This is a genomic window from Caulobacter sp. GW822-FHT01G02 (assembly GCF_058802865.1).
This window is the reverse complement of record NZ_JBXAON010000002.1, coordinates 84,250-102,503: the sequence shown is the minus strand read 5'-3', so window position 1 is coordinate 102,503 and position 18,254 is coordinate 84,250. Positions and strand designations below refer to the sequence as shown.

Below are 18,254 nucleotides of genomic sequence, written 5' to 3'. Positions count from 1 at the left end.
GGCGCGTCCTCGCCTTTCGACAGGCTCAGGGTGAGGACGGATGCCGAGGCCTGAGTAGAAACCTCACCCTGAGCTTGTCGAAGGGCGAGGTTTCCGCGCCTCAGCGCAGCCGGCGGCTGCCCGGATCCTCGATGGGGATCGCGGCCAGCTCCGGCGGCAGGGCGTCGGCCGGATAGGCCGGGACTTCCAGGCTGCACAGCGAAATGAGCGGCACGCCGACATCGACCTTGCCGCCCGAGCGGTCGACGATGCAGGCGGCGGCCACGACGTCGCCGCCGGCGTCCTGGATGGCCTGGATGCACTCGCGCGACGACAGGCCGGTGGTGACGATGTCCTCGACCATCACGACCTTCTGGCCGGGCTCGAGGTGGAAGCCGCGACGGAACTTGAAGGCCCCGCCCTCGCGCTCGACATAGATCGACGGCACGTTCAGGTGACGGGCTGTCTCGTAGCCGGGGATGATGCCGCCGACGGCCGGCGAGACGGCGACGTCGACCGCGCCGACCGTGGCGAGGATCTTCTCCGCCAGGGCCTTGCAGAGCCGCTCGCAACGCTCGGGGCGCATGAACACCAGGTTCTTCTGCAGGAAGACCGGGCTGTGCAGGCCGCTGGACAGCACGAAGTGGCCTTCGCGCAGGGCCCCTGCGGCGCGGAATTCGTCGAGGACGTCATCGTTGGTCATGAGCGCTGCGTATAGCCCAGCCCGCCGAGTCTTCAAGCGCCGGCTTGCCTCGCGGCGGCGTTTCGGGCTTTACCGCCCGTTATGACCGAACCCCAACGTCCTCGCGTCGGCTGTGGCGCCGCCATCCTCGACAACCTGGGCCGGCTGCTGCTGGTCAAGCGCGTGAAGAACCCCGAGGCCGATCACTGGGGCGTGCCCGGCGGCAAGCTGGACTGGGGCGAGGCCGCCAAGACCTGCGCCGAACGCGAGATCAACGAGGAACTGGGGATCACCATCAAGGCCGGTCGCGTCCTGGCCGTCACCGACATGGTCGCTCCCGACTATCACTGGGTGGCCATCACCTACGCGGTCGAAAGCTTCAAAGGCGAACCTGCGATCCAGGAAACCCACGCCCTCCACGAGTGGGGCTGGTTCCCGCTGGACGCCCTGCCCTCGCCGATGACGGCGGGCACGCGCGACGCGGTGGCGGCGCTGAAGGCCCGCTAAGCCAGCTCCTTGACGATCCGCCACGCCCGCAGCGGCAGCACATAGTCCCGGTTGCCGATCGCCTCGGCGTCCATGCCCGCCAGCACCGCGCCGATATCGAAGGTCATGGCGCGGCTGCGCGCATAGTAGCTGTGCTGGATCAGGGCGTCGGCGTCGCCGGCCACGTTGCGGCAGTCGACCAGCACCACCTTCTTGGGCAGCATGTCGATCAGCCGCGGGCCGTCCGAGCCCAACCGATCCGGATTGCCCTTGGTCTTGTCCGAGATCACCAGCGCCCGATCGGACGGATTGAAATAGACGGTCACCTGCCGGCCGATCTTCGGCAGCGGCTTCAGCTTGCTGTCCTGCTCGAAGGTGTCGTCGTCCTCGTCGGGCGCGGCCAGCAGGATCTGGTCGAAGATCCGCACCAGCCCATCGGCGTTCTTGGCGAGCACCGCCTGCAGGCCCTGGCGCAGGACATAGGCGCCCATGCTGTGGGCCATCAGGTGGATGCTGCGATCGCAACGATCCTGGTTACGGAGCTGCTCCAGAAAGTCCTTCAGCTTCAGATAGGTCCGCGCCAGGGCCGGTCCGGACGCCCGCGCGTCCTCCCGATCGCTGTAGTAGGACATGAACGGCACCGCTTCGCCGTCCGAGGGCCAGCTGAACACCACCACGTTCACCGGCCGACCGTCGTCGGTCGCCCCGGCCCGGATCCGCACATCGCGCGCCAGTCGCGCGCCGGCCTCGATCGCGTCGTTGAACGTTACGTTGAAGCCGTGGATGAAAACGAGCGTGTCCTGGCCGTCCAACATCGCCTTGCGGATGTCGTCCAGGAACCGGCCGCCGCCGGTCTTGGTCACGTCGGTCTCGCCTTTCACATCCGGATAGACGAACACCGACCCGCCCTGCAGCGTTTCGACGCCCTCTGGGAAGTCGACATAGCCGAACCGCAGCGCCGCCACCCCGTCGGGATTGAAGCGCGGTCCGAAGACCAGCTTCTTGTTTTCGGGCTGCTCGTTGCGATTGGTCGCGAAATAGACGCGCACAGCACCCATGGTCGCCTCCCCGGTCTTGACCAGGACGATGCGCCTTTAACGGGAACTCAGCAACCGTTCAGCTTGGAGCTTAGCCACGCGTCCGGTCCACGGTCTCGACCGAAGGACACGCCCGTAGCGCGGCCTGGATGTTGGTCAGGTGCTTGGCGTCACGGACCTCGACATCGATGTCGGTGTCGAAGAAGTCGCTCTGCCGGTGGTGCATCCGCAGATTGACGATGTTGCCGCCGGCCTCGCCGATAGTCGTGCAGACCACACCCAGCACGCCAGGCGCGTTCTGGATGGTGGCGTGCAAGCGGGTCAGCGAAATGGTCGAGCGCTCGGCCTCGGGCGTCCAGTTCAGGTCGCGCCACAGCTCCTCGCGGTCCTCGTATTCGGCCAGGCGCGGGCAGTCGATGGTGTGGACGTCCAGGCCCCCATCTTCGTTGTTGGCGCCGTCCTCGCGCAGGATGCCGACGATGCGGTCGCCCGGCACCGGGCTGCAGCAGTGGGCGAAGTGCAGCGAGACGCCCGGGGTCAGGCCGCCGCCGCGCACATAGAGCGTCGCGCCCTGGCCGCCTTCGATCTTGCGGCGAGCCGTGGCGGCCTCGCGTTCGGAATCCTTCATGCCCGGATAGGCCGTCTCCAGCACCTGGCTGGGCGAGACACGGCCCCGCCCGACGGCGTCGAACAGCGCCTCGTCGCTCTCCAGGGCGAAGCGCTCCAGGATCGGCCGCAGCGACACGTCCTTCAGCTTCTTGCCAGCGCGCTCGAAGACCTGCTCCAGCGACGCCTTGCCCAGGCGCAGAAACTCTTCCTTCTCGGTCTGGCGGATATGACGGCGGATGGCGGATCTCGCCCGGCCCGTGACCGTCAGCGAGCGCCAGTCCGGCGGCACCACGGGCTTGGAGCCCCGCACCACCTCGACCACGTCGCCATTGACCAGCGGCGTGCGCAGCGGCTTCAGCTCGCCGTTGATCTTCACGCCGATGCAGGTGTCGCCGACGCTGGTGTGGACGGCATAGGCGAAGTCCAGCGGCATCGCGCCCCGCGGCAGGCTGACCAGCTTGCCCTTCGGCGTGAAGACGAACACCTGGTCGAGGAACATCTCGAGCTTGGCGTGCTCGACCAGTTCTTCGCTGTCCCCGCCGTGCTCCAGCACCTGGACCAGCTGGCGCAGGTTGGCCAGCGGATCGCGCCCGCCGGCGGCCTCCATGCCTTCCAGGTCGAGGCCGTACGAGGCGTCCTTGTAGCGGAAGTGGGCGGCGACGCCCTCTTCGTTGACGCGGTCCATGGCCTCGGTGCGGATCTGCATCTCGATGCGCATCCCGCGCGGGCCCACGACCGTGGTGTGCAGCGAGCGGTAGTTGTTCCGCTTCGGCGTCGAGATGTAGTCCTTGAAGCGGTCGGGCACGCTGGACCAGGCCCGGTGCACGACGCCGAGAGCGCGGTAGCAGTCTTCCTCGCTGTCGACGATCACGCGGAAGGCGTAGATGTCCGACATCTGCGAGAAGCCGATCGACTTGCGCTGCAGCTTGCGCCAGATCGAATAGGGCGACTTCTCGCGCCCGAAGACGCGGGCCGGCATGTTCGACGATTCCAGGCGCGCGGCGATCTCCTGGCTGACCAGGGCCACCGCCCCGCCCTGCTCTTCGCGCAAGGCGTCCAGGCGGCGGATGATGGCGTCGCGGGCGACCGGATTGGTGTGCTGGAAGGACAGTTCCTCCAGTTCCACGCAGATCCTGTGACAGCCGATGTTGCGGGCCAGGGGCGCGTAGATGTCGCGCGTCTCGCGGGCGATCCGCTCGCGCTTCGCCTGGTTCTTGATGAAGTGCAGCGTCCGCATGTTGTGCAGACGGTCGGCCAGCTTGACCAGCAGGACGCGGACGTCCTTGGAAATGGCCAGGATGAATTTGCGCAGGTTCTCGGCCTGGCGCATGTGCTCGGCCTGCAGCTCGAGCTTGCTGAGCTTGGTGACGCCCTCGACCAGCTCGGCGATCTCGTCGCCGAACAGCTTGGCGATCTCTTCCTTGGTGACCGGGGTGTCCTCGATCACGTCGTGCAGCAGGGCCGTGACGATGGTCGCGGTGTCCAGCCGGTATTCGGTCAGGATGCCCGCCACCTCGATCGGGTGGGCGTAGTAGGGGTCGCCGCTGGCCCGGGTCTGCGAGCCGTGCATCCGCATGGCGTAGACATAGGCGCGATTGAGCAGGGCCTCGTCGGCCGTCGGGTCGTAGGCGTGGACCCGCTCGATCAGCTCATATTGGCGGAGGAATTTTGGGCGAGGCTTCGTAGCCTCGGCCGTCGTCGCCGCGGGGGGAGCCACAGACGAAGACGCGCCCGATTCCCCTCCAGAAGATGGGGCGTCGGGCGCGCGTTCGGAAAGAGCGGTCGAAGTGGCCGCTCGCAGGGTTAGAGGGTCTGCGCCTTCGGGGCTCAGTACCGCTCCTCCTGACCGCCGTCGCGGTCGCTCTGCAGGGCGCGAACCAGTTCCAGTTCGCTCATCTGCATGTGGCTCGGATCGGCCAGCAGGGCCAGGGTCTCGGCCTCTTCCTCGGCCTCGGTGTGCTCATCGACGCGTTGCAGCGTGCTGATGAGGTGTTCCTTCAGGCCTTCGTGGTCGATGACATCGTCCGCGATCTCGCGCAGGGCGACGACCGGGTTCTTGTCGTTGTCACGGTCGACCATCAGGGCGGCGCCGGCCGAGATGGCGCGGGCGCGGTGCGCGGAGAGCAGAACCAGCGAGAAGCGGTTCGGAACCTTCTCGACGCAATCTTCGACGGTGACGCGGGCCATGAGTTCCTCGGGCTGCCGATTAGCAATCGCAAAATAGGCTTGTGTGCGGCGACACGCAACGCCGCGCACGATTATCCTGCTTTCGCGAGGGGGCGCTTATGCCCCCTTCGCGAGTCAATGTCTACCCTATCAGATCTACCAGACCTTCACGCGCTTTTCGGGCGGCAGGTAGAGGGCGTCGCCCGGCTTCACGCCGAACGCCGCGTACCAGTCGTCGATGTTGCGCACCGTCGAGGCGCGGTACTGGTCCGGCGCGTGGCCGTCGGTGATCAGCTGCTGGCGCAGGGCCGCCGGACGGGTGTAGCCGAGCCAGCTCTGGGCAAAGGCCAGGAAGAAGCGCTGATCGCCGGTCATACCGTCGATCATCGGCGCGGGCTTGCCGCCCAGCGAGGCGTGATAGGCGTCCAGCGCCGCGCCCAGGCCGGCGACGTCGGCGATGTTCTCGCTGAGCGTCTGCTTGCCGTTCACCGCCAGGTCCGGGAACGGCTTGTAGGCATCGAACTGGTCCGCGAGCGCCGCGCCGGCCTTCTGGAAGTGGTCGAAGTCGGCCGGCGTCCACCAGTTGCGCAGGCGCCCCTGACTGTCGAACTGCGCGCCCTGGTCGTCGAAGCTGTGGCTGATCTCGTGGCCGATCGTGGCCCCGGTCGCGCCGTAGTTGGCGGCGGCGTCATTGGCCAGGTCGAAGTTCGGCGGGGCCAGGATGGCGGCCGGGAAGTTCAGGGCGTTCAGCATCGGCAGGTTCACGGCGTTGACCGTCTGCGGCGTCATCACCCACTCGCCGCGATCGACCGGCTGGCCCAGCTTGGCGAGGTCGGTGGCGTAGTCGAAGGCTTCCGCCCGCTGCAGGTTGCCATAGGCGTCGCCGCGCACCACCGCATAGGCCGAATAGTCGCGCCAGGCATCCGGATAGCCGACGCCGACCTTCAGCACGGCCACCTTCCTGCGGGCCTCGGCCTTGGTCGCCGGGTCCATCCAGTCCAGGCCGTCAATGCGCTTCTCGAAGGCGACCTTCATATTGTCGACCATGGCCGTCACTTCGGCTTTCGCCTGGGCCGAGAAGTACTTATCGGCATAGAGCTTGCCGACCGCCTCGCCGAGCACGGCGTTGGTCGAGCCGACCGCCCGCTTCCAGCGCGGCGACAGCTGCGGCGTGCCCTGCAGGCCCTGGCCGTAGAAGGCGAAGCGCTCGTCGACGAAGGCCTTGGGCAGGACGTTGCTGTAGTGGTCCATCAGGTGGAAGGTCAGGTAATCCTTCCAGGTCTCCAGCGAGACGCCGGCGACCGCCTTGCCCAGGCCCGTGACCATGGTCGGATGCCAGACGATGAAGCGCGGCTGGTTCGACAGCTTGGCGGCGGCGAAGAAAGCCGTCCAGTCCAGGCCCGGGGCCTTGGCCGCGAAGTCGGCCGTGGTCCAGCTGTTGTTGGCCTTCTGGACGTCGGCGCTGTCGGCGCGCGTGCCCGACGCCTGGGCCAGCTCAGTTTCCAGCGCCACGATCGCCTTGGCCTTGGCGGCCGGGTTGGCGACGCCGCCCAGGGTCAGGATCTTCTCGACGTGGGCCAAGTACTTGGTCCGCGCCTCGACCATCGAGGCCTTGTCGGAGACGTAGTATTCGCGGTCGGGCATGCCGAGGCCGCCCTGCAGCAGGAACGGCGCGTACTTGCTGGTGTCGTCGAACGACGGCGAGACCCACAGGCCCAGCACGTTGTCGGTGTAGAAGTCGGTGGCGTTCAGAGCGTCGACGTCGGCGCGGATGTTGCCGCCCAGCACTTGGGCCAGCTGCGTCTTGTCCTTGATCGCGGCGATGCGGGCCAGGTCGGCCTTCAGCGGCGTCAGGCCCTTGGCCTCGATTCCGGCCTCGTCCATGTAGCTGGCGTAGTAGTCGCCGACCTTCTTGCCGTCGCCGGCCCCGCCCTTGGCGGCGTCCTGGATCAGGTCGACCGTGCGCTTGTTGGCCTCCTCGACCATCACCGCGGTGATGCCGTAGCTGCTGCGGTCGGCGGGGATCGGGTGGGCCTTGACCCACTTGTCGTTGGCGTAGGTCCAGAAGTCGTCGCCCGGCTTGATGGACTTTTCGATCGAGGTCAGGTCGACGCCGCTTTTGGCCGCCATTTGGGCCTGAGCAAAGGCGGCCGGAGCGGCGGTCAGCAGCGCGCACGCGGCGGCGCAGGCGAGCAGCGAACGAGTCAGGGTCATGTGCGGGGTCCAGATGAGCGTGCGGGACGCTTTGCAGGGAATGGGGCGCGGAAATTTGACCGGACTATGGGCGCCGCTTCATCCGATCGGGAATTAAACTTTGGCAATGGAGCGCGCGTCGCGACCGATGCTGGCGTTGGCCGCCAGCCGGAAGGCCGGCTCGCCGCTGACGGGGTGGACCCAGGCCGAGGCCAGCTCGGCCAGCGGCCCCATCACGAACAGCCGATCGTGGGCGCGCGGATGCGGCACAACGAGATCGCCGTCCAACACCGTCCGGCCGTGAGCGATGAGATCGAGGTCCAGGGTGCGCGGGGCGTTGGCGGCTCCCCTCGCCCTTCCGAATCGTTCCTCGACCCCGTGAAGCGCCGCCAGGGTGTCGGTGGGCGAGAGGTCGGTGGTGACGATGGCCACGCCGTTCAGGTACTCGGGCCCCGCCGGATCGGGCCAGGCCGCCGAGGTCCACCAGGTCGAGCGCGCCACCACCGTCAGCCCGACGTCCGGCAAGGCGGCCAGCGCGGCTTCCAACAGCGCCTCGCGACTCGTATAGGGTCCGGGCAGATTGCTGCCGAGCGCCACGATCACGGCCTCGTCCAAGTCATTTCGAGCGACCTGATTTTTCAAGGGATTACCGTGACCTTCTATCCGACCGACCGCCTGGCGCTGTTCATCGACGGAGCCAATCTCTATTCCGCCGCCAGGGCCCTGGGCTTCGACATCGACTACCGCAAGCTGCTCGACGAGTTCAAAAAGCGCGGCGTCCTGATCCGAGCCTACTACTATACCGCGATCGCCGAGAACGACGATTATTCGCCGATCCGGCCGCTCGTGGACTGGCTGGACTACAACGGCTTCACCCTGGTGACCAAGCCCGCCCGCGAGTTCACCGACAGCCAGGGCCGCAAGCGCTGGCGCGGCGACATGGACATCGAGATCGCGGTCGACATGCTGCAGATCGCCGAAACGGCCGACCACCTGGTGCTGTTCTCCGGCGACGGTGATTTCCGCGCCGTGGTCGAGGCTGTTCAGCGCAAGGGCCGCCGGGTCACCGTGGTCTCGACCATGAAGAGCCAGCCGCCGATGACCAGCGACGACCTGCGCCGTCAGGCCGACAACTTCGTCGACCTCGCCGACCTGGGGAACATCATCGGCCGCCCGCAACGGGTCCAGCCGCGCCCGGTCTCGGACAGCCGCACGCCGGCCGAACGCGAAGCCGACGACGAGTATTGAGATGAGCCAGCGTTCCAACATCGTCGGCGAGGCGGTTCCCAACCCCGCCGAGCCGCCGCGCGACTGCCCGCTGTGTCCGCGCCTGGTGGCCTATCGCCGCGAGAACCAAGATCTCTATCCCGACTGGTTCAACGGCCCCGCCCCCTCGTTCGGCGACAAGGACGCGCGCCTGCTGGTCGCGGGCCTGGCCCCCGGTCGCAAGGGCGCCAACCGCACCGGCCGGCCGTTCACCGGCGACTATGCCGGGACCCTGCTCTACGACACGATGATCAAATTCGGCTTCGCCACCGGCAAGTTCGAGGCGCGGCCCGATGACTCGCTCCAGCTGGTCGGCGCGGCCGTGACCAACGCCGTCCGCTGCGCCCCGCCCGGCAACAAGCCCGAGACCTCGGAAGAGAACAACTGTCGCCCGTTCCTCACCGCGCGGCTGGAGATGTTCCCCAAGCTGAAGGCCATCATCACCCTGGGCGACGTCTCGCGGCGCAACGTGCTGAAGGCCCTGGGCCTCAAGGCCTCGGCGGGCGTTCCTGGCCATGGCTCGGAGTTCCAGGCCGGCCCCTACCGGATCTTCAACAGCTATCACTGCTCGCGGCTCAACACGAACACCGGCCGCCTGACGACGCCGATGTTCGAGGACCTGTTCGCGCGGGTGAAGGCGTATCTGGACGAGACGGCCTAAACCTTCACCGTCCGCCCCTCCCGCGCCGCGCGGTAGATGGCCTCGATCAGGCGCATGTCCTTGAGGCCTTCCTCGCCCGGCACGATCGGCTCGCGGCCGGTGAGGATGCACTCCGACAGATGGTCCAGTTGGGCCGAGAACTGGTTCGTCGCTTGCGGGGCCGGCTCGCGCGGGCCGGTCTGGCCGTTCAGCTGGGCGCGCATCGCCTGGCCCTGGTAGCTGGTGGCCGGCTCGATCTCGACCCAGCCCTTCGGCCCCGAGACGCGGTAGCGATTGACATTGGTCGTGTAGGTCGAATTGCAGTTGGCCACCGCGCCCGACGGGAACAGCAGCTGGAAGCTGATGATGTCCTCCACCTCCTTGAAGCGGATGTTGGAGTGGTCGGTGGACTCCATCGCGTTGACGGCCACGGGCTCCTCGCCGGCCAGGTAGCGGGCGGCGTTGAGGCTGTAAATGCCGATGTCCATCAGGCTGCCGCCGCCGGACAGGGCCCGCTTCAACCGCCACTGGGTCGGATCGCCGATCGTGAAGCCGTGGTCGGCGACGATGGTCCGCACCGGCCCGAAGGCCCCGTCCCGCGAAAGCTTGATGGCCTCGATATTGTGGGCCTGGAAGCGACTGCGATAGCCGATCATCAGCTTGCGGCCGGCCTTCTTGCAGGCGGCGATCATCGCCTCGGCGTCGGCCGAGGTGGTGGCCATCGGCTTCTCGCACATGACGTGCTTGCCGGCCTTGGCCGCGCGCTCGGTGAAGACCCGGTGCAGGCTGTTGGGCGTGATGACGTAGACGATGTCGACGTCGGGATTGTCGGCGATCCTGTCGAAGGTCTCGTAGCTGTAGCGATGGCTTTCGGGGATGCCGTACTGCTCGCCGAACGTCTTCAGCTTCTCGGGCGTGCCGCTGACCAGGGCCACCAGCTTGGAGTGCTCGCACTCGGCGAAGCGGGGCATGATGATCTTGGTGGCGTAGTAGCCCAGGCCCAGGATCGCGTAGCCCAGCTTGCGGCCGGGCTCCGCCGCTCGAGCGGTTAGGGGCAGAGTAGCGGCGAGACCAGCCGCCAGGAATGTCCGCTTGCTGATCTCGTCCATGTCGCTCTCTCCTACCAGGCCAGGCCGGAAGTCTTGGTGCGCACGCGCGCCACGATGTGATTGGAGGTCAGGAACAGCGTCTTGCCGTCCTCGCCGAACGCGCAGTTGGCGGCCGGCCCGCCGGTCTCGATGACGCCCAGCAGCTTGGCTTCCGGCGTCAGGATCATGATCCCGCCCGGCCCGCTGGCGAACAGGTTGCCCTTGGCGTCGACCTTCATGCCGTCCGGCAGGCCCGGCCCACCGGCCTTCAGCAACTCGGAAGCGTCGAAGAACACCTTTGACGACTTGGGCAGACCGTCCACGCCAAGCTCATAGGCCATGATCACCGGCCGCTTGGGGTCCGAGATCGAGACATAGAGCCGCCTACCGTCCGGCGACAGGCCCACGCCGTTGGGGAACGACAGGGTGTCGTCGACCAGCGCCACATCGCCATTGGGACGCAGCAGGTAGACGCCGTTGAACGCCAGTTCCTTGGCCGGCGAGGCGTCCAGCCCCTCCAGGCCGTAGGGCGGATCGGTGAAGTAGAGCGAGCCCTTCAGCGGCCCGTCGCGGACCTCGACCAGGTCGTTGGGGCTGTTGAATTTCTTGCCCTTGTAGGCGCCGGCCAGGACCGTCTTCTTCTTGGTCGCCAGGTCGACCTTGGCCAGGCCGCGATTGCCGCAGTCGGCGATCACCAGGTCGCCGGCCAGGGTGACGATCGCGCCGTTCGAGCCGGCCTCGCGGAAGATCTTGGTCGGCGGGCCGTCATAGCCGGACGGCTGCAGAAACACCGTCTTCCCGGTCTTGGGCGTCCAGCGGTACATGACGTTGCCGGGCACGTCCGAGAACAGCAGCGACTTGCTTTCCCAGTGCCAGGCCGGCCCCTCGGCCCAGGTGATCCCGTCGACCAGTTGCTCGATCGGCGCATGGGCGTCGAGGATCGCGTCCAGCGCCGGCGACAGGCGGCGGATCTTGCCGATCTTCGGATAGGCGGGCGAAGCGGCCAGGGCCTGTCCGCCAGCGATCAGGGCGGCTCCGGCGCCTAGTACGGCGCGACGGGTGGTCATGGCGATCTCCGCTTCTTCTTTGTCAGACGGTTATGAGGCGACGCCGATGTTACCGCAACCAACGTTCGACTAAAGTCGCATCACCCTAAAGCCTCACCCTGGGCACCGCGTCCAGCCAGCGGGCGTAGGCGGCCTCACGCGCGTGCTCGTTGATCGAGGGCGACAGGGTCTCGGCGGCCGGGCTGGCCTCGGCGGCTTCCTCGACCGAGGCGTAGAGCCCCGCCCCCACCCCGGCGAACAGGGCCGCGCCCAAGGCCGTGGTCTCCTGGTAGCTGGCGCGGCGTACCGACATTCCGGTCAGGTCGGCAAGCCGCTGCGAGAACCAGGCGCTCTTGGACATGCCGCCGTCGATGCGCAGCTGCGCCGCGTCTCCGAAAGCCGAGGGCGCGTCGGCGCGCATGGCCTCGATCAGGTCACGGCTCTGCAAGGCGCAGGCGTCGAAGGTCGCCGCGGCGATCTCCGGCAGGCCGGCGTCGCGGGTCAGGCCGAAGATGCCGCCCCGCGCCTTGGCGTCCCACCAGGGCGCGCCCAGGCCGGTGAAGGCCGGCACCACCACGACGCCGTGATCGGCCTTGGCCGCCCGGGCCAGGGCCTCGGCCGCGCGCGGCCCGCCGGTGACGCCCAGCCCCTCGCCCAGCCACTGGATCGCCGCCCCGGCCACGAAGATCGAACCTTCCAGGGCGTAGGTGGTCCTGCCTCCGACCCGCGCCGCCACGGTGGTCAGCAGGCGCGAGCGCGAGATCGGGCGGTCCTCGCCGGTGTTGATCAGCATGAAGCAGCCGGTGCCGTAGGTGGCCTTCATCTGGCCCAGCGCGACGCAGCCCTGCCCCATCAGCGCCGCCTGCTGGTCGCCCGCCACGCCGCGGATCGGAACGGGGCGACCCAGCAGCTCGGCGCTCGTCTCGCCATAGTCGTCCACACAGTCCAGCACCCTGGGCAGCAGCGGCGCGGGGACCTTGAACAGGTCCAGCATCTCGGCCGACCAGTCCTGGGCGCCGATGTCGAACAGCAGGGTGCGCGAGGCGTTGGTGGCGTCGGTGGCGTGCGTCGCCCCGCCCGTCAGCCGCCAGATCACCCAGCAATCCATGGTGCCGCACAGCAAGCCGCCGGCCTCGGCGCGAGCTCGCGCGCCCGGAACCCTGTCGAGAATCCAGGCGATCTTGGTGGCCGAGAAATAGGGATCCAGCAGCAGCCCCGTGACCTCGGTGACGCGCGGCTCGTGGCCCGCCGTCTTCAGCGCGGCGCAGACCTCGGCCGTGCGGCGGTCCTGCCAGACGACGGCCGGATGGATCGGACGGCCGGTGGCGCGGTCCCAGACCACCACCGTCTCGCGCTGGTTGGTGATGCCGATGGCGGCGATGGCGTCCGCCCTGCCCGAGTTTTCGGCCACCTCGCGCAGCACCGCCACGCAGGCGGCGTAGATCTCCTCGGCGTCGTGCTCGACCCAGCCGTCGCGCGGATAGCTCTGGCGCAGCGGACGCGAGGCCTCGCCCAGGGACTGGCCCGCCCGGTCGAACAGGATGGCCCGGGTGCTGGTCGTGCCCTGGTCCAAGGCCAGGATCAGGTCTTGAGTCACATGTCCTCCGCTCACGCTTGCGACATCTCGACACGATATTGGCGCGTCGGTGTTCTTGCCCTGTTTAAGCATGTTTTCATTTGGGGGCCGCAAGGTCATCCTGATCGGGTCTTCCGGATTCGAAGGAGGCGGGCCATCCAAGCCGTCGAGATCGCATCGCTCATGAAGCTGGCTCGCAGTCGCGAGCCTGGCGATCGTGAACGTTTGCTCACCGGGATCATCGATCTCTGCGAGGCCGGTCAGGCCAGCGGCGAGCCGACCGACCCCGACATCCAGGCCCTGCTCAATTCCATCTTCATGACCCTGGTGGTCGAGGCCGAGCGCGACATCCGCCACCGGCTGTCCGAACGCCTAGCCGACGCCGACTGGGCCCCGTCGGCCCTGATCAACATCATGGCGCTGGACGAGATCGACATCGCCCGCCCGATCATCGCCCGCAGTCCGGTGCTGCAGGATCACGACCTGATCCGCCTGCTGGTCCAGGCGACGCTGGAACACCAGATCGAGATCGCCCGCCGTCCGAACCTGCAGGCGCAGGTGGTCGAAGCGATCATCAGCCGCGACGAGCCGGCCGTGCTGACCGCCCTGGCCGCGAACGACACCGCCCAGATCTCACCCGACGCCATGAGCCGGCTGGTGAACCGCTCGCGCGAGGTCGTCGCCCTGCGCTCGCCCCTGGCCCGGCACCCGAAGCTTTCCGCCGATCTGGCCGAGCAACTCTATCTGCTGGTCGGCCGGGCCTTGCGTGAAGCCCTGATGACGCGGTTCCATCTGGATCCGACCAAGATGCAGGCCGCCGTCGACGAGGCCCTGCACGCGGCCCATCGCGGTGATTCCACCAGCGAGGAGGTCGGCCTCGTCGAGGTCGACGAGGATCGCGAGGAGATGGAGCGCTCGCTGATCGAGAAGCTCGATTCCGCCGGCCAGCTACGCCCCGGCTACCTGCTGCGCGTGCTGCGCGAGGGGCGGCTGCAGCTGTTCGTCATGGCCCTGGCCCGCCTGGGCAAGTTCGAGTCCGCCCAGATCCGCCGCGCCATCGACAGCGGCCGCCCCGAACTTCTGGCCCTGGCCTGCTCGGCCGTGGGCATCGACCGCAGCGTCTTCCCGACCATACTGGAGCACGTCCGCCAGCTGAACGGCGGCCGTCCGGGTGGCGGTGACGAGGGCGTGCGCCGCGCCGCCAGCGCCTTTGGCCCTTTCACGCCCGACATCGCCGGCATGGCCTTCCGCCAGGCCGTCGGTCAGGTCTGATCCTGGCGGCCCCATCGGTCGTTTGACAAGCTCGCGGGCTTCCCGCCACTTGGCCGCATGTACCAAGCGCAACCCTTCGTGACTCGCCTGTCCTTCAAGGCCAGCGACCGGCCCGAAGCTCAGGAAGCGCGGGAACGGCTGATGGCCCGCTATGGCGATGTCGGCGACCAGAACGCCCAGGTCATCGTGGCGCTGGGCGGCGACGGCTTCATGCTGGAAACCCTGCACGAGGCGATCGCCAGCCAGACGCCGATCTACGGCATGAACCGCGGCTCTGTCGGCTTCCTGATGAACGAGTACAGCGAGGACGACCTGCTGGAGCGGATCAACGCCGCCGAGCGCGCCGTCATCCATCCGCTGGCCATGGTCGCCATCGATTCGCGCCGGACCCAGCACCGGGCCCTGGCGATCAACGAGGTCTCGCTGCTGCGCCAGACCCGCCAGACCGCCAAGCTGCGCATCTCGATCGACGGCAAGGTGCGGATGGGCGAGCTGGTCTGCGACGGGGCCCTGCTGGCCACCCCGGCCGGCTCGACGGCCTACAATCTCTCGGCCCACGGCCCGATCATCCCGATCGACGGCCAGATCCTGGCCCTGACGCCCATTTCCGCCTTCCGTCCCCGCCGCTGGCGCGGCGCCCTGCTGCCGCAGTCAGCGCGGGTGACGTTCGAGATCCTGGAAGCCGACAAGCGGCCGGTCAGCGCCGTGGCCGACAACTTCGAGGTCCGCGACGTCCTGGAGGTGCACATCTCCGAAGACCGCGGCACCTCGCTGTCGATGCTTTTCGACGCCGGTCGCAGCCTCGAGGAAAGAGTTCTGGCCGAGCAGTTCTCTGCTTAAGTCTGGGACCTGAGACGTTGGGTCGCAGAAAGTGGTGTCTCATCTAATATTAACGCCTGCTATGTTACTGGATAGCCAACTATCCGCCGCTGGGGGAGGCGCCCGTGACGAATAAGACCGCTGAAGTGATCCAGGTGCCGAACATGCTCAAGCTCAAGGTGGGCGGTCGGGGCGGCATCGACATGGCCGCCATCGCCAAGGCCGAGGCGGCTCTAAAGAGCCTGTCCGGCAATTTCGCCCAATGGCTGAACGACGAAATCGTCAAGCTGGAGGCCGCCCGCCAGGGCGTCCGCGCCGAGGGCCTCAACGCCCAGACGGTCGAAACCCTCTATCTCCGCGCTCACGACCTGAAGGGCCTGGGCGCCACCTACGAATTCCCGCTGATCACCCGCCTGGCCGCGTCGCTCTGCAAGCTGATCGACGATCCGGACACCCGCCTGTCGGCGCCGATGTTCCTGGTCGACGCCCATATCGACGCGATCAAGGCCTGCGTGCGCGACGACATCAAGGTCGACACCCACCCGGTCGGCAAGGCCCTGGTGACCGAGCTGGAAGCCCGCGTCGCCGAATATCTCGGGACCGCCGCGGCCTAATAGCCGAGGCCGAACAGGCCCTTCAGATACGGATTGAGCATCCGGCCGTCCGGATCCAGCTCCCGCCTGACCGCCAGGAAGTCCTTCCAACGTGGATAGATCGCCTCCAGCTGGCCGCCGTTCAGCGTATGCAGCTTGCCCCAGTGCGGCCGGCCGTCGTAGCGGCGGAAGATGGGCTCGATCAATTCGTACAGGAACGTGAAGTCGTCGCGGTAGTAGGCGTGCACCGCCACCGAGCCGCGCGGACCGCCCTGGAACGGCGACAGCCAGGCGTCATCCGGCGCGATGCGGCGCGCCTCGATCGGGAAGAAGACGTCCGGGCGCTCCTTCTCGATGGTCCGCACGACCTCGGCCAGCGCCTTCAGCTGGTGCTCCACGGGAAGATGGAACTCCATCTCGTTGAAGCGCACCGGCCGTTCGGTCGACAGCAGCTTCCAGCCCTCGTCGACGGCGGTCTCGGGCTTGGCGGTCGACAGCAGCGCGTGGGCGGCCGCCTTGCGCAGCGGCGTGGCGAAGCCCAGCAGGTTGCGCAGCCCCCGCAGCGCCTGCAGGAACTCGGTGTCCTGGTCCGGGCCGCGCGGCAGGGCCGGATCGTCGGTCTCGTCGTGACTGATATTGGCCGCCAGCCCCGTGAACGGCACGGCGAAAAACTCGAAGTTGCGGTGCTGGGCCCAGCGTTCCTCGGCCTTGGCGAGCGCCTCCTCGAACGGCTCCAGCCAGACGCGGCGACGCAGGCGCCGGTTGGCGCTGGTCTGGATCCGCACCTGGGTGATGACGCCCAGCGCGCCCAGCGAGACGCGAGCGGCCTGGAACACCTCGGGGTTCTTGCTTGCGTCGGCGTCGATGACCTTGCCCGAGGGCGTGACCAGCCGCAGGCCCGTGACGCTGCCGTGCATGGCCTGGATCCTGCCGCCCGTGCCATGGGTGGCGGTGCCCAGCGCCCCGCCCAGCGACTGCTTGTTGATGTCGGGCAGGTTGGGCAGCGCCCGGCCCTTCTCGGCCAGCATGGGCCCCAAGGCGCCCAGCCGCGTGCCGGTGCGGACGATGGCTTCGTCGCCTTCCCAGCCGATCACGCCCGACAGCGAATCCAGCGAGATCAGCGTGCCGTTGGTCGGGGCCAGGGCGGTGAACGAGTGACCCGCGCCGACGGGCCGGATCGGAGCCTGGGCGACCTTCAGCGCGGTGGCCAGCTCGCCCTCGTCCTTGGGCGCCAGGCGGGCGGCGGGATAGGCGTGCTGCACGCCCGACCAGTTGCGCCACAGCAGCTTGCCCCGGGCGTCGACCGAGGGCGGCGACGGCGGTTCGGGCTTGTCCCCCGTGGCGACCTTGTAGGCGGCGACACCGCCGCCGGCGACCACCGCCGCACCCGTCCCGCCCGCGATCAGGGCTCCGCGCCTGGAGATCATTTTTCCCCCCGTCTTGTTATCTGGCCGAGTCTTCGCGCCCCGCCATGAACCGTATGAGGGCCTGGAAATCGGCCGGTGTGCAAGTCGCGCACTGACCGGTCGCCGGCATGGCGTTGTAGCCCTGGACGGCGTGGTCCAGCAGCGTCGCTTCGCCCTGCTTCCAGCGGACGTCCCAGGCGGCGCGGTCGTGGACCAGCGGCGCGCCCGTACCGGGGATGGCGTGGCAGGCGTGGCAGGAGGTCTCGTACAGGCCCGACAGGCGCGTGTCGGCCGGGCGCAGGGCCAGGGCCTGCTCCGGCGTAGGCGGCGGCGGGGTCTTGGCCCCGCAGGCCGCCAAGGTCAGGCCCAGCGCGGCCAGCAGCGCCAGGCGGCGCATCAGGCGATCCCCGACAGGCGCTTGGCCGCCGTCACGGTGTTGGCCAGCAGGCAGGCGATGGTCATGGGTCCCACGCCCCCGGGAACCGGCGTGATCGCCCCGGCGACCTCGCGGACTTCGTCGAAGGCGACATCGCCGACAAGCCGGGTCTTGCCCGCCGCGGCGGCTTCCGGATCGCGGGCCGGATAGCGGGTGATGCCGACGTCGATGACCACCGCGCCCGGCTTGATCCAGTCGGCCTTGACCATCTCGGCCCGGCCGACGGCGGCGACCACGATATCGGCCTGGCGGACGATGCCCGGCAGGTCCTTCGACCGCGAGTGAGCGATGGTCACCGTGCAGTCGGCGGCCAGCAGCAGTTGGGCCATCGGCTTGCCCATCAGGTTCGAGCGGCCGATGACCACGGCGTTCTTGCCGGTCAGATCACCAACCACGTCCTTCAGCAGCATCATGCAGCCGGTCGGCGTGCAGGGCGCCAGGGCCGGCAGGCCGCTGGCCAGGCGGCCGGCGTTGGTCACGGTCAGGCCGTCGACGTCCTTGTCCGGCGACAGGGCCGCCACGACGTCCATCTGGCTGATGTGCGGCGGCACCGGGAACTGGACCAGCACGCCGTGGATCTTCGGGTCGGCGTTCAGCTTGGCCACCACGGCCAGCAGATCATCCTGGCTGACCTCGGCGGGCAGGCGCACGGTTTCGGAATGCATGCCCGCCGCCAGGGTCTGCTCGCCCTTGTTGCGGACATAGACTTGGCTGGCCGGGTCCTCGCCGACCAGCACCACGGCCAGGCCCGGGGTGATCCCGTGCCGGGCCTTCAGCTCGGCGACCTCCACGGCGATCTTCGCCCGCAGATCGGCCGCGAAGGCCTTGCCGTCGATGAGTTTGCCCTGCGCCATGTGCATCTCCCGCTTTGGCCCGTCCCTAGCGGCTGGAGCAAGGACGCGCAACGCTCGTCAGTCGCGCCCCGGAGCGAGGAATTCTCCAGCGCATTGACCACCTTGC

At 68.2% G+C, this 18,254-nt stretch carries 18 protein-coding genes; 6 read left to right on the top strand and 12 right to left on the bottom strand.

The annotated features are described in order from the left end of the window. Positions 1-100: 100 nt before the first annotated feature. Complete coding sequence (gene pyrE, locus AC1RNC_RS06035; RefSeq protein ID WP_492884565.1) at positions 101-682, bottom strand: orotate phosphoribosyltransferase; 582 nt, start codon at positions 680-682, stop codon at positions 101-103. A gap of 81 nt (positions 683-763) precedes the next feature. Between pyrE and AC1RNC_RS06030 the strand changes: the two genes are divergently transcribed. Continuing rightward, entirely contained in the window at positions 764-1,168 is a 405-nt protein-coding gene (locus tag AC1RNC_RS06030) for an NUDIX domain-containing protein (protein WP_492884563.1), read from the top strand. Here the strand turns inward: AC1RNC_RS06030 and AC1RNC_RS06025 are convergent. The 5 genes from AC1RNC_RS06025 to folK form a co-directional block, all read right to left on the bottom strand. Next, on the bottom strand, positions 1,165-2,205 hold the full coding sequence (locus AC1RNC_RS06025; protein ID WP_492884561.1) for an alpha/beta hydrolase: 1,041 nt from the start codon (positions 2,203-2,205) through the stop codon (positions 1,165-1,167). The genes AC1RNC_RS06030 and AC1RNC_RS06025 overlap by 4 nt on opposite strands. A 70-nt stretch (positions 2,206-2,275) precedes the next feature. Continuing rightward, positions 2,276-4,510 carry a RelA/SpoT family protein gene (locus tag AC1RNC_RS06020; protein ID WP_492884559.1) on the bottom strand — a complete coding sequence of 745 codons (2,235 nt, stop codon included), beginning with the start codon at positions 4,508-4,510 and terminating at the stop codon, positions 2,276-2,278. A 110-nt stretch (positions 4,511-4,620) separates the two neighbouring features. Further along, positions 4,621-4,980 (bottom strand): DNA-directed RNA polymerase subunit omega, encoded by a 360-nt coding sequence (gene rpoZ / locus AC1RNC_RS06015; RefSeq protein ID WP_099577049.1) that lies wholly within the window; start codon positions 4,978-4,980, stop codon positions 4,621-4,623. Between the two features lie 135 nt (positions 4,981-5,115). After that, complete coding sequence (locus tag AC1RNC_RS06010) at positions 5,116-7,173, bottom strand: M13 family metallopeptidase (RefSeq protein WP_492884556.1); 2,058 nt, start codon at positions 7,171-7,173, stop codon at positions 5,116-5,118. Positions 7,174-7,266: 93 nt separating this feature from the next. Beyond that, positions 7,267-7,755, bottom strand: coding sequence for a 2-amino-4-hydroxy-6-hydroxymethyldihydropteridine diphosphokinase (gene folK, locus AC1RNC_RS06005; protein WP_492839696.1), 489 nt, complete (start codon positions 7,753-7,755; stop codon positions 7,267-7,269). Positions 7,756-7,803: 48 nt separating this feature from the next. Between folK and AC1RNC_RS06000 the strand changes: the two genes are divergently transcribed. Next, the gene (locus AC1RNC_RS06000; RefSeq protein WP_492839654.1) at positions 7,804-8,400 is read left to right on the top strand and encodes a LabA-like NYN domain-containing protein; all 597 of its coding nucleotides are present in this window, start codon (positions 7,804-7,806) and stop codon (positions 8,398-8,400) included. Between the two features lies 1 nt (position 8,401). Next, on the top strand, positions 8,402-9,079 hold the full coding sequence (locus AC1RNC_RS05995) for a uracil-DNA glycosylase (protein ID WP_492884554.1): 678 nt from the start codon (positions 8,402-8,404) through the stop codon (positions 9,077-9,079). Here the strand turns inward: AC1RNC_RS05995 and AC1RNC_RS05990 are convergent. The 3 genes from AC1RNC_RS05990 to glpK form a co-directional block, all read right to left on the bottom strand. Next, complete coding sequence (locus tag AC1RNC_RS05990; RefSeq protein ID WP_492885489.1) at positions 9,076-10,272, bottom strand: Gfo/Idh/MocA family protein; 1,197 nt, start codon at positions 10,270-10,272, stop codon at positions 9,076-9,078. The two genes, AC1RNC_RS05995 and AC1RNC_RS05990, sit on opposite strands and share 4 nt — an antisense overlap. Then, complete coding sequence (locus AC1RNC_RS05985) at positions 10,179-11,213, bottom strand: SMP-30/gluconolactonase/LRE family protein (protein ID WP_492884552.1); 1,035 nt, start codon at positions 11,211-11,213, stop codon at positions 10,179-10,181. The genes AC1RNC_RS05990 and AC1RNC_RS05985 overlap by 94 nt, the downstream gene beginning before the upstream one ends. An 85-nt stretch (positions 11,214-11,298) precedes the next feature. After that, a complete protein-coding gene (gene glpK, locus AC1RNC_RS05980; protein WP_492884550.1) occupies positions 11,299-12,789 on the bottom strand; it encodes a glycerol kinase GlpK in 1,491 nt (496 codons plus the stop codon). 162 nt (positions 12,790-12,951) lie between these two features. Between glpK and AC1RNC_RS05975 the strand changes: the two genes are divergently transcribed. From AC1RNC_RS05975 to AC1RNC_RS05965, 3 genes are all read left to right on the top strand, one after another. After that, complete coding sequence (locus AC1RNC_RS05975) at positions 12,952-14,040, top strand: DUF2336 domain-containing protein (RefSeq protein ID WP_492884548.1); 1,089 nt, start codon at positions 12,952-12,954, stop codon at positions 14,038-14,040. Between the two features lie 57 nt (positions 14,041-14,097). Beyond that, complete coding sequence (locus AC1RNC_RS05970) at positions 14,098-14,880, top strand: NAD kinase (protein ID WP_492884546.1); 783 nt, start codon at positions 14,098-14,100, stop codon at positions 14,878-14,880. A gap of 104 nt (positions 14,881-14,984) precedes the next feature. Then, entirely contained in the window at positions 14,985-15,473 is a 489-nt protein-coding gene (locus tag AC1RNC_RS05965; RefSeq protein WP_492839648.1) for an Hpt domain-containing protein, read from the top strand. On the opposite strand, the gene AC1RNC_RS05960 is transcribed toward AC1RNC_RS05965, so the two are convergent. The 3 genes from AC1RNC_RS05960 to AC1RNC_RS05950 are packed head-to-tail and all read right to left on the bottom strand — an operon-like array spanning position 15,470 to position 18,148. After that, the gene (locus AC1RNC_RS05960) at positions 15,470-16,879 is read right to left on the bottom strand and encodes a D-arabinono-1,4-lactone oxidase (RefSeq protein WP_492884544.1); all 1,410 of its coding nucleotides are present in this window, start codon (positions 16,877-16,879) and stop codon (positions 15,470-15,472) included. The two genes, AC1RNC_RS05965 and AC1RNC_RS05960, sit on opposite strands and share 4 nt — an antisense overlap. Before the next feature lie 16 nt (positions 16,880-16,895). Continuing rightward, entirely contained in the window at positions 16,896-17,255 is a 360-nt protein-coding gene (locus tag AC1RNC_RS05955) for a c-type cytochrome (protein WP_492884542.1), read from the bottom strand. Then, positions 17,255-18,148 carry a bifunctional methylenetetrahydrofolate dehydrogenase/methenyltetrahydrofolate cyclohydrolase gene (locus AC1RNC_RS05950; protein WP_492884540.1) on the bottom strand — a complete coding sequence of 298 codons (894 nt, stop codon included), beginning with the start codon at positions 18,146-18,148 and terminating at the stop codon, positions 17,255-17,257. Before AC1RNC_RS05950 ends, AC1RNC_RS05955 begins: the two co-directional genes overlap by 1 nt. Positions 18,149-18,254: the final 106 nt, after the last annotated feature.

Coding starts and splice junctions, on each gene's coding strand:
- AC1RNC_RS05950 (WP_492884540.1), bottom strand. CDS start 18,148: ATGGCGCAGGGCAAACTCATCGACGGCAAGGCCTTCGCGGCCGATCTG.
- AC1RNC_RS05995 (WP_492884554.1), top strand. CDS start 8,402: ATGAGCCAGCGTTCCAACATCGTCGGCGAGGCGGTTCCCAACCCCGCC.
- AC1RNC_RS05970 (WP_492884546.1), top strand. CDS start 14,098: ATGTACCAAGCGCAACCCTTCGTGACTCGCCTGTCCTTCAAGGCCAGC.
- pyrE (WP_492884565.1), bottom strand. CDS start 682: ATGACCAACGATGACGTCCTCGACGAATTCCGCGCCGCAGGGGCCCTG.
- AC1RNC_RS05985 (WP_492884552.1), bottom strand. CDS start 11,213: ATGACCACCCGTCGCGCCGTACTAGGCGCCGGAGCCGCCCTGATCGCT.
- AC1RNC_RS06030 (WP_492884563.1), top strand. CDS start 764: ATGACCGAACCCCAACGTCCTCGCGTCGGCTGTGGCGCCGCCATCCTC.
- AC1RNC_RS05955 (WP_492884542.1), bottom strand. CDS start 17,255: ATGCGCCGCCTGGCGCTGCTGGCCGCGCTGGGCCTGACCTTGGCGGCC.
- AC1RNC_RS06025 (WP_492884561.1), bottom strand. CDS start 2,205: ATGGGTGCTGTGCGCGTCTATTTCGCGACCAATCGCAACGAGCAGCCC.
- AC1RNC_RS06010 (WP_492884556.1), bottom strand. CDS start 7,173: ATGACCCTGACTCGTTCGCTGCTCGCCTGCGCCGCCGCGTGCGCGCTG.
- AC1RNC_RS05960 (WP_492884544.1), bottom strand. CDS start 16,879: ATGATCTCCAGGCGCGGAGCCCTGATCGCGGGCGGGACGGGTGCGGCG.
- AC1RNC_RS05975 (WP_492884548.1), top strand. CDS start 12,952: ATGAAGCTGGCTCGCAGTCGCGAGCCTGGCGATCGTGAACGTTTGCTC.
- rpoZ (WP_099577049.1), bottom strand. CDS start 4,980: ATGGCCCGCGTCACCGTCGAAGATTGCGTCGAGAAGGTTCCGAACCGC.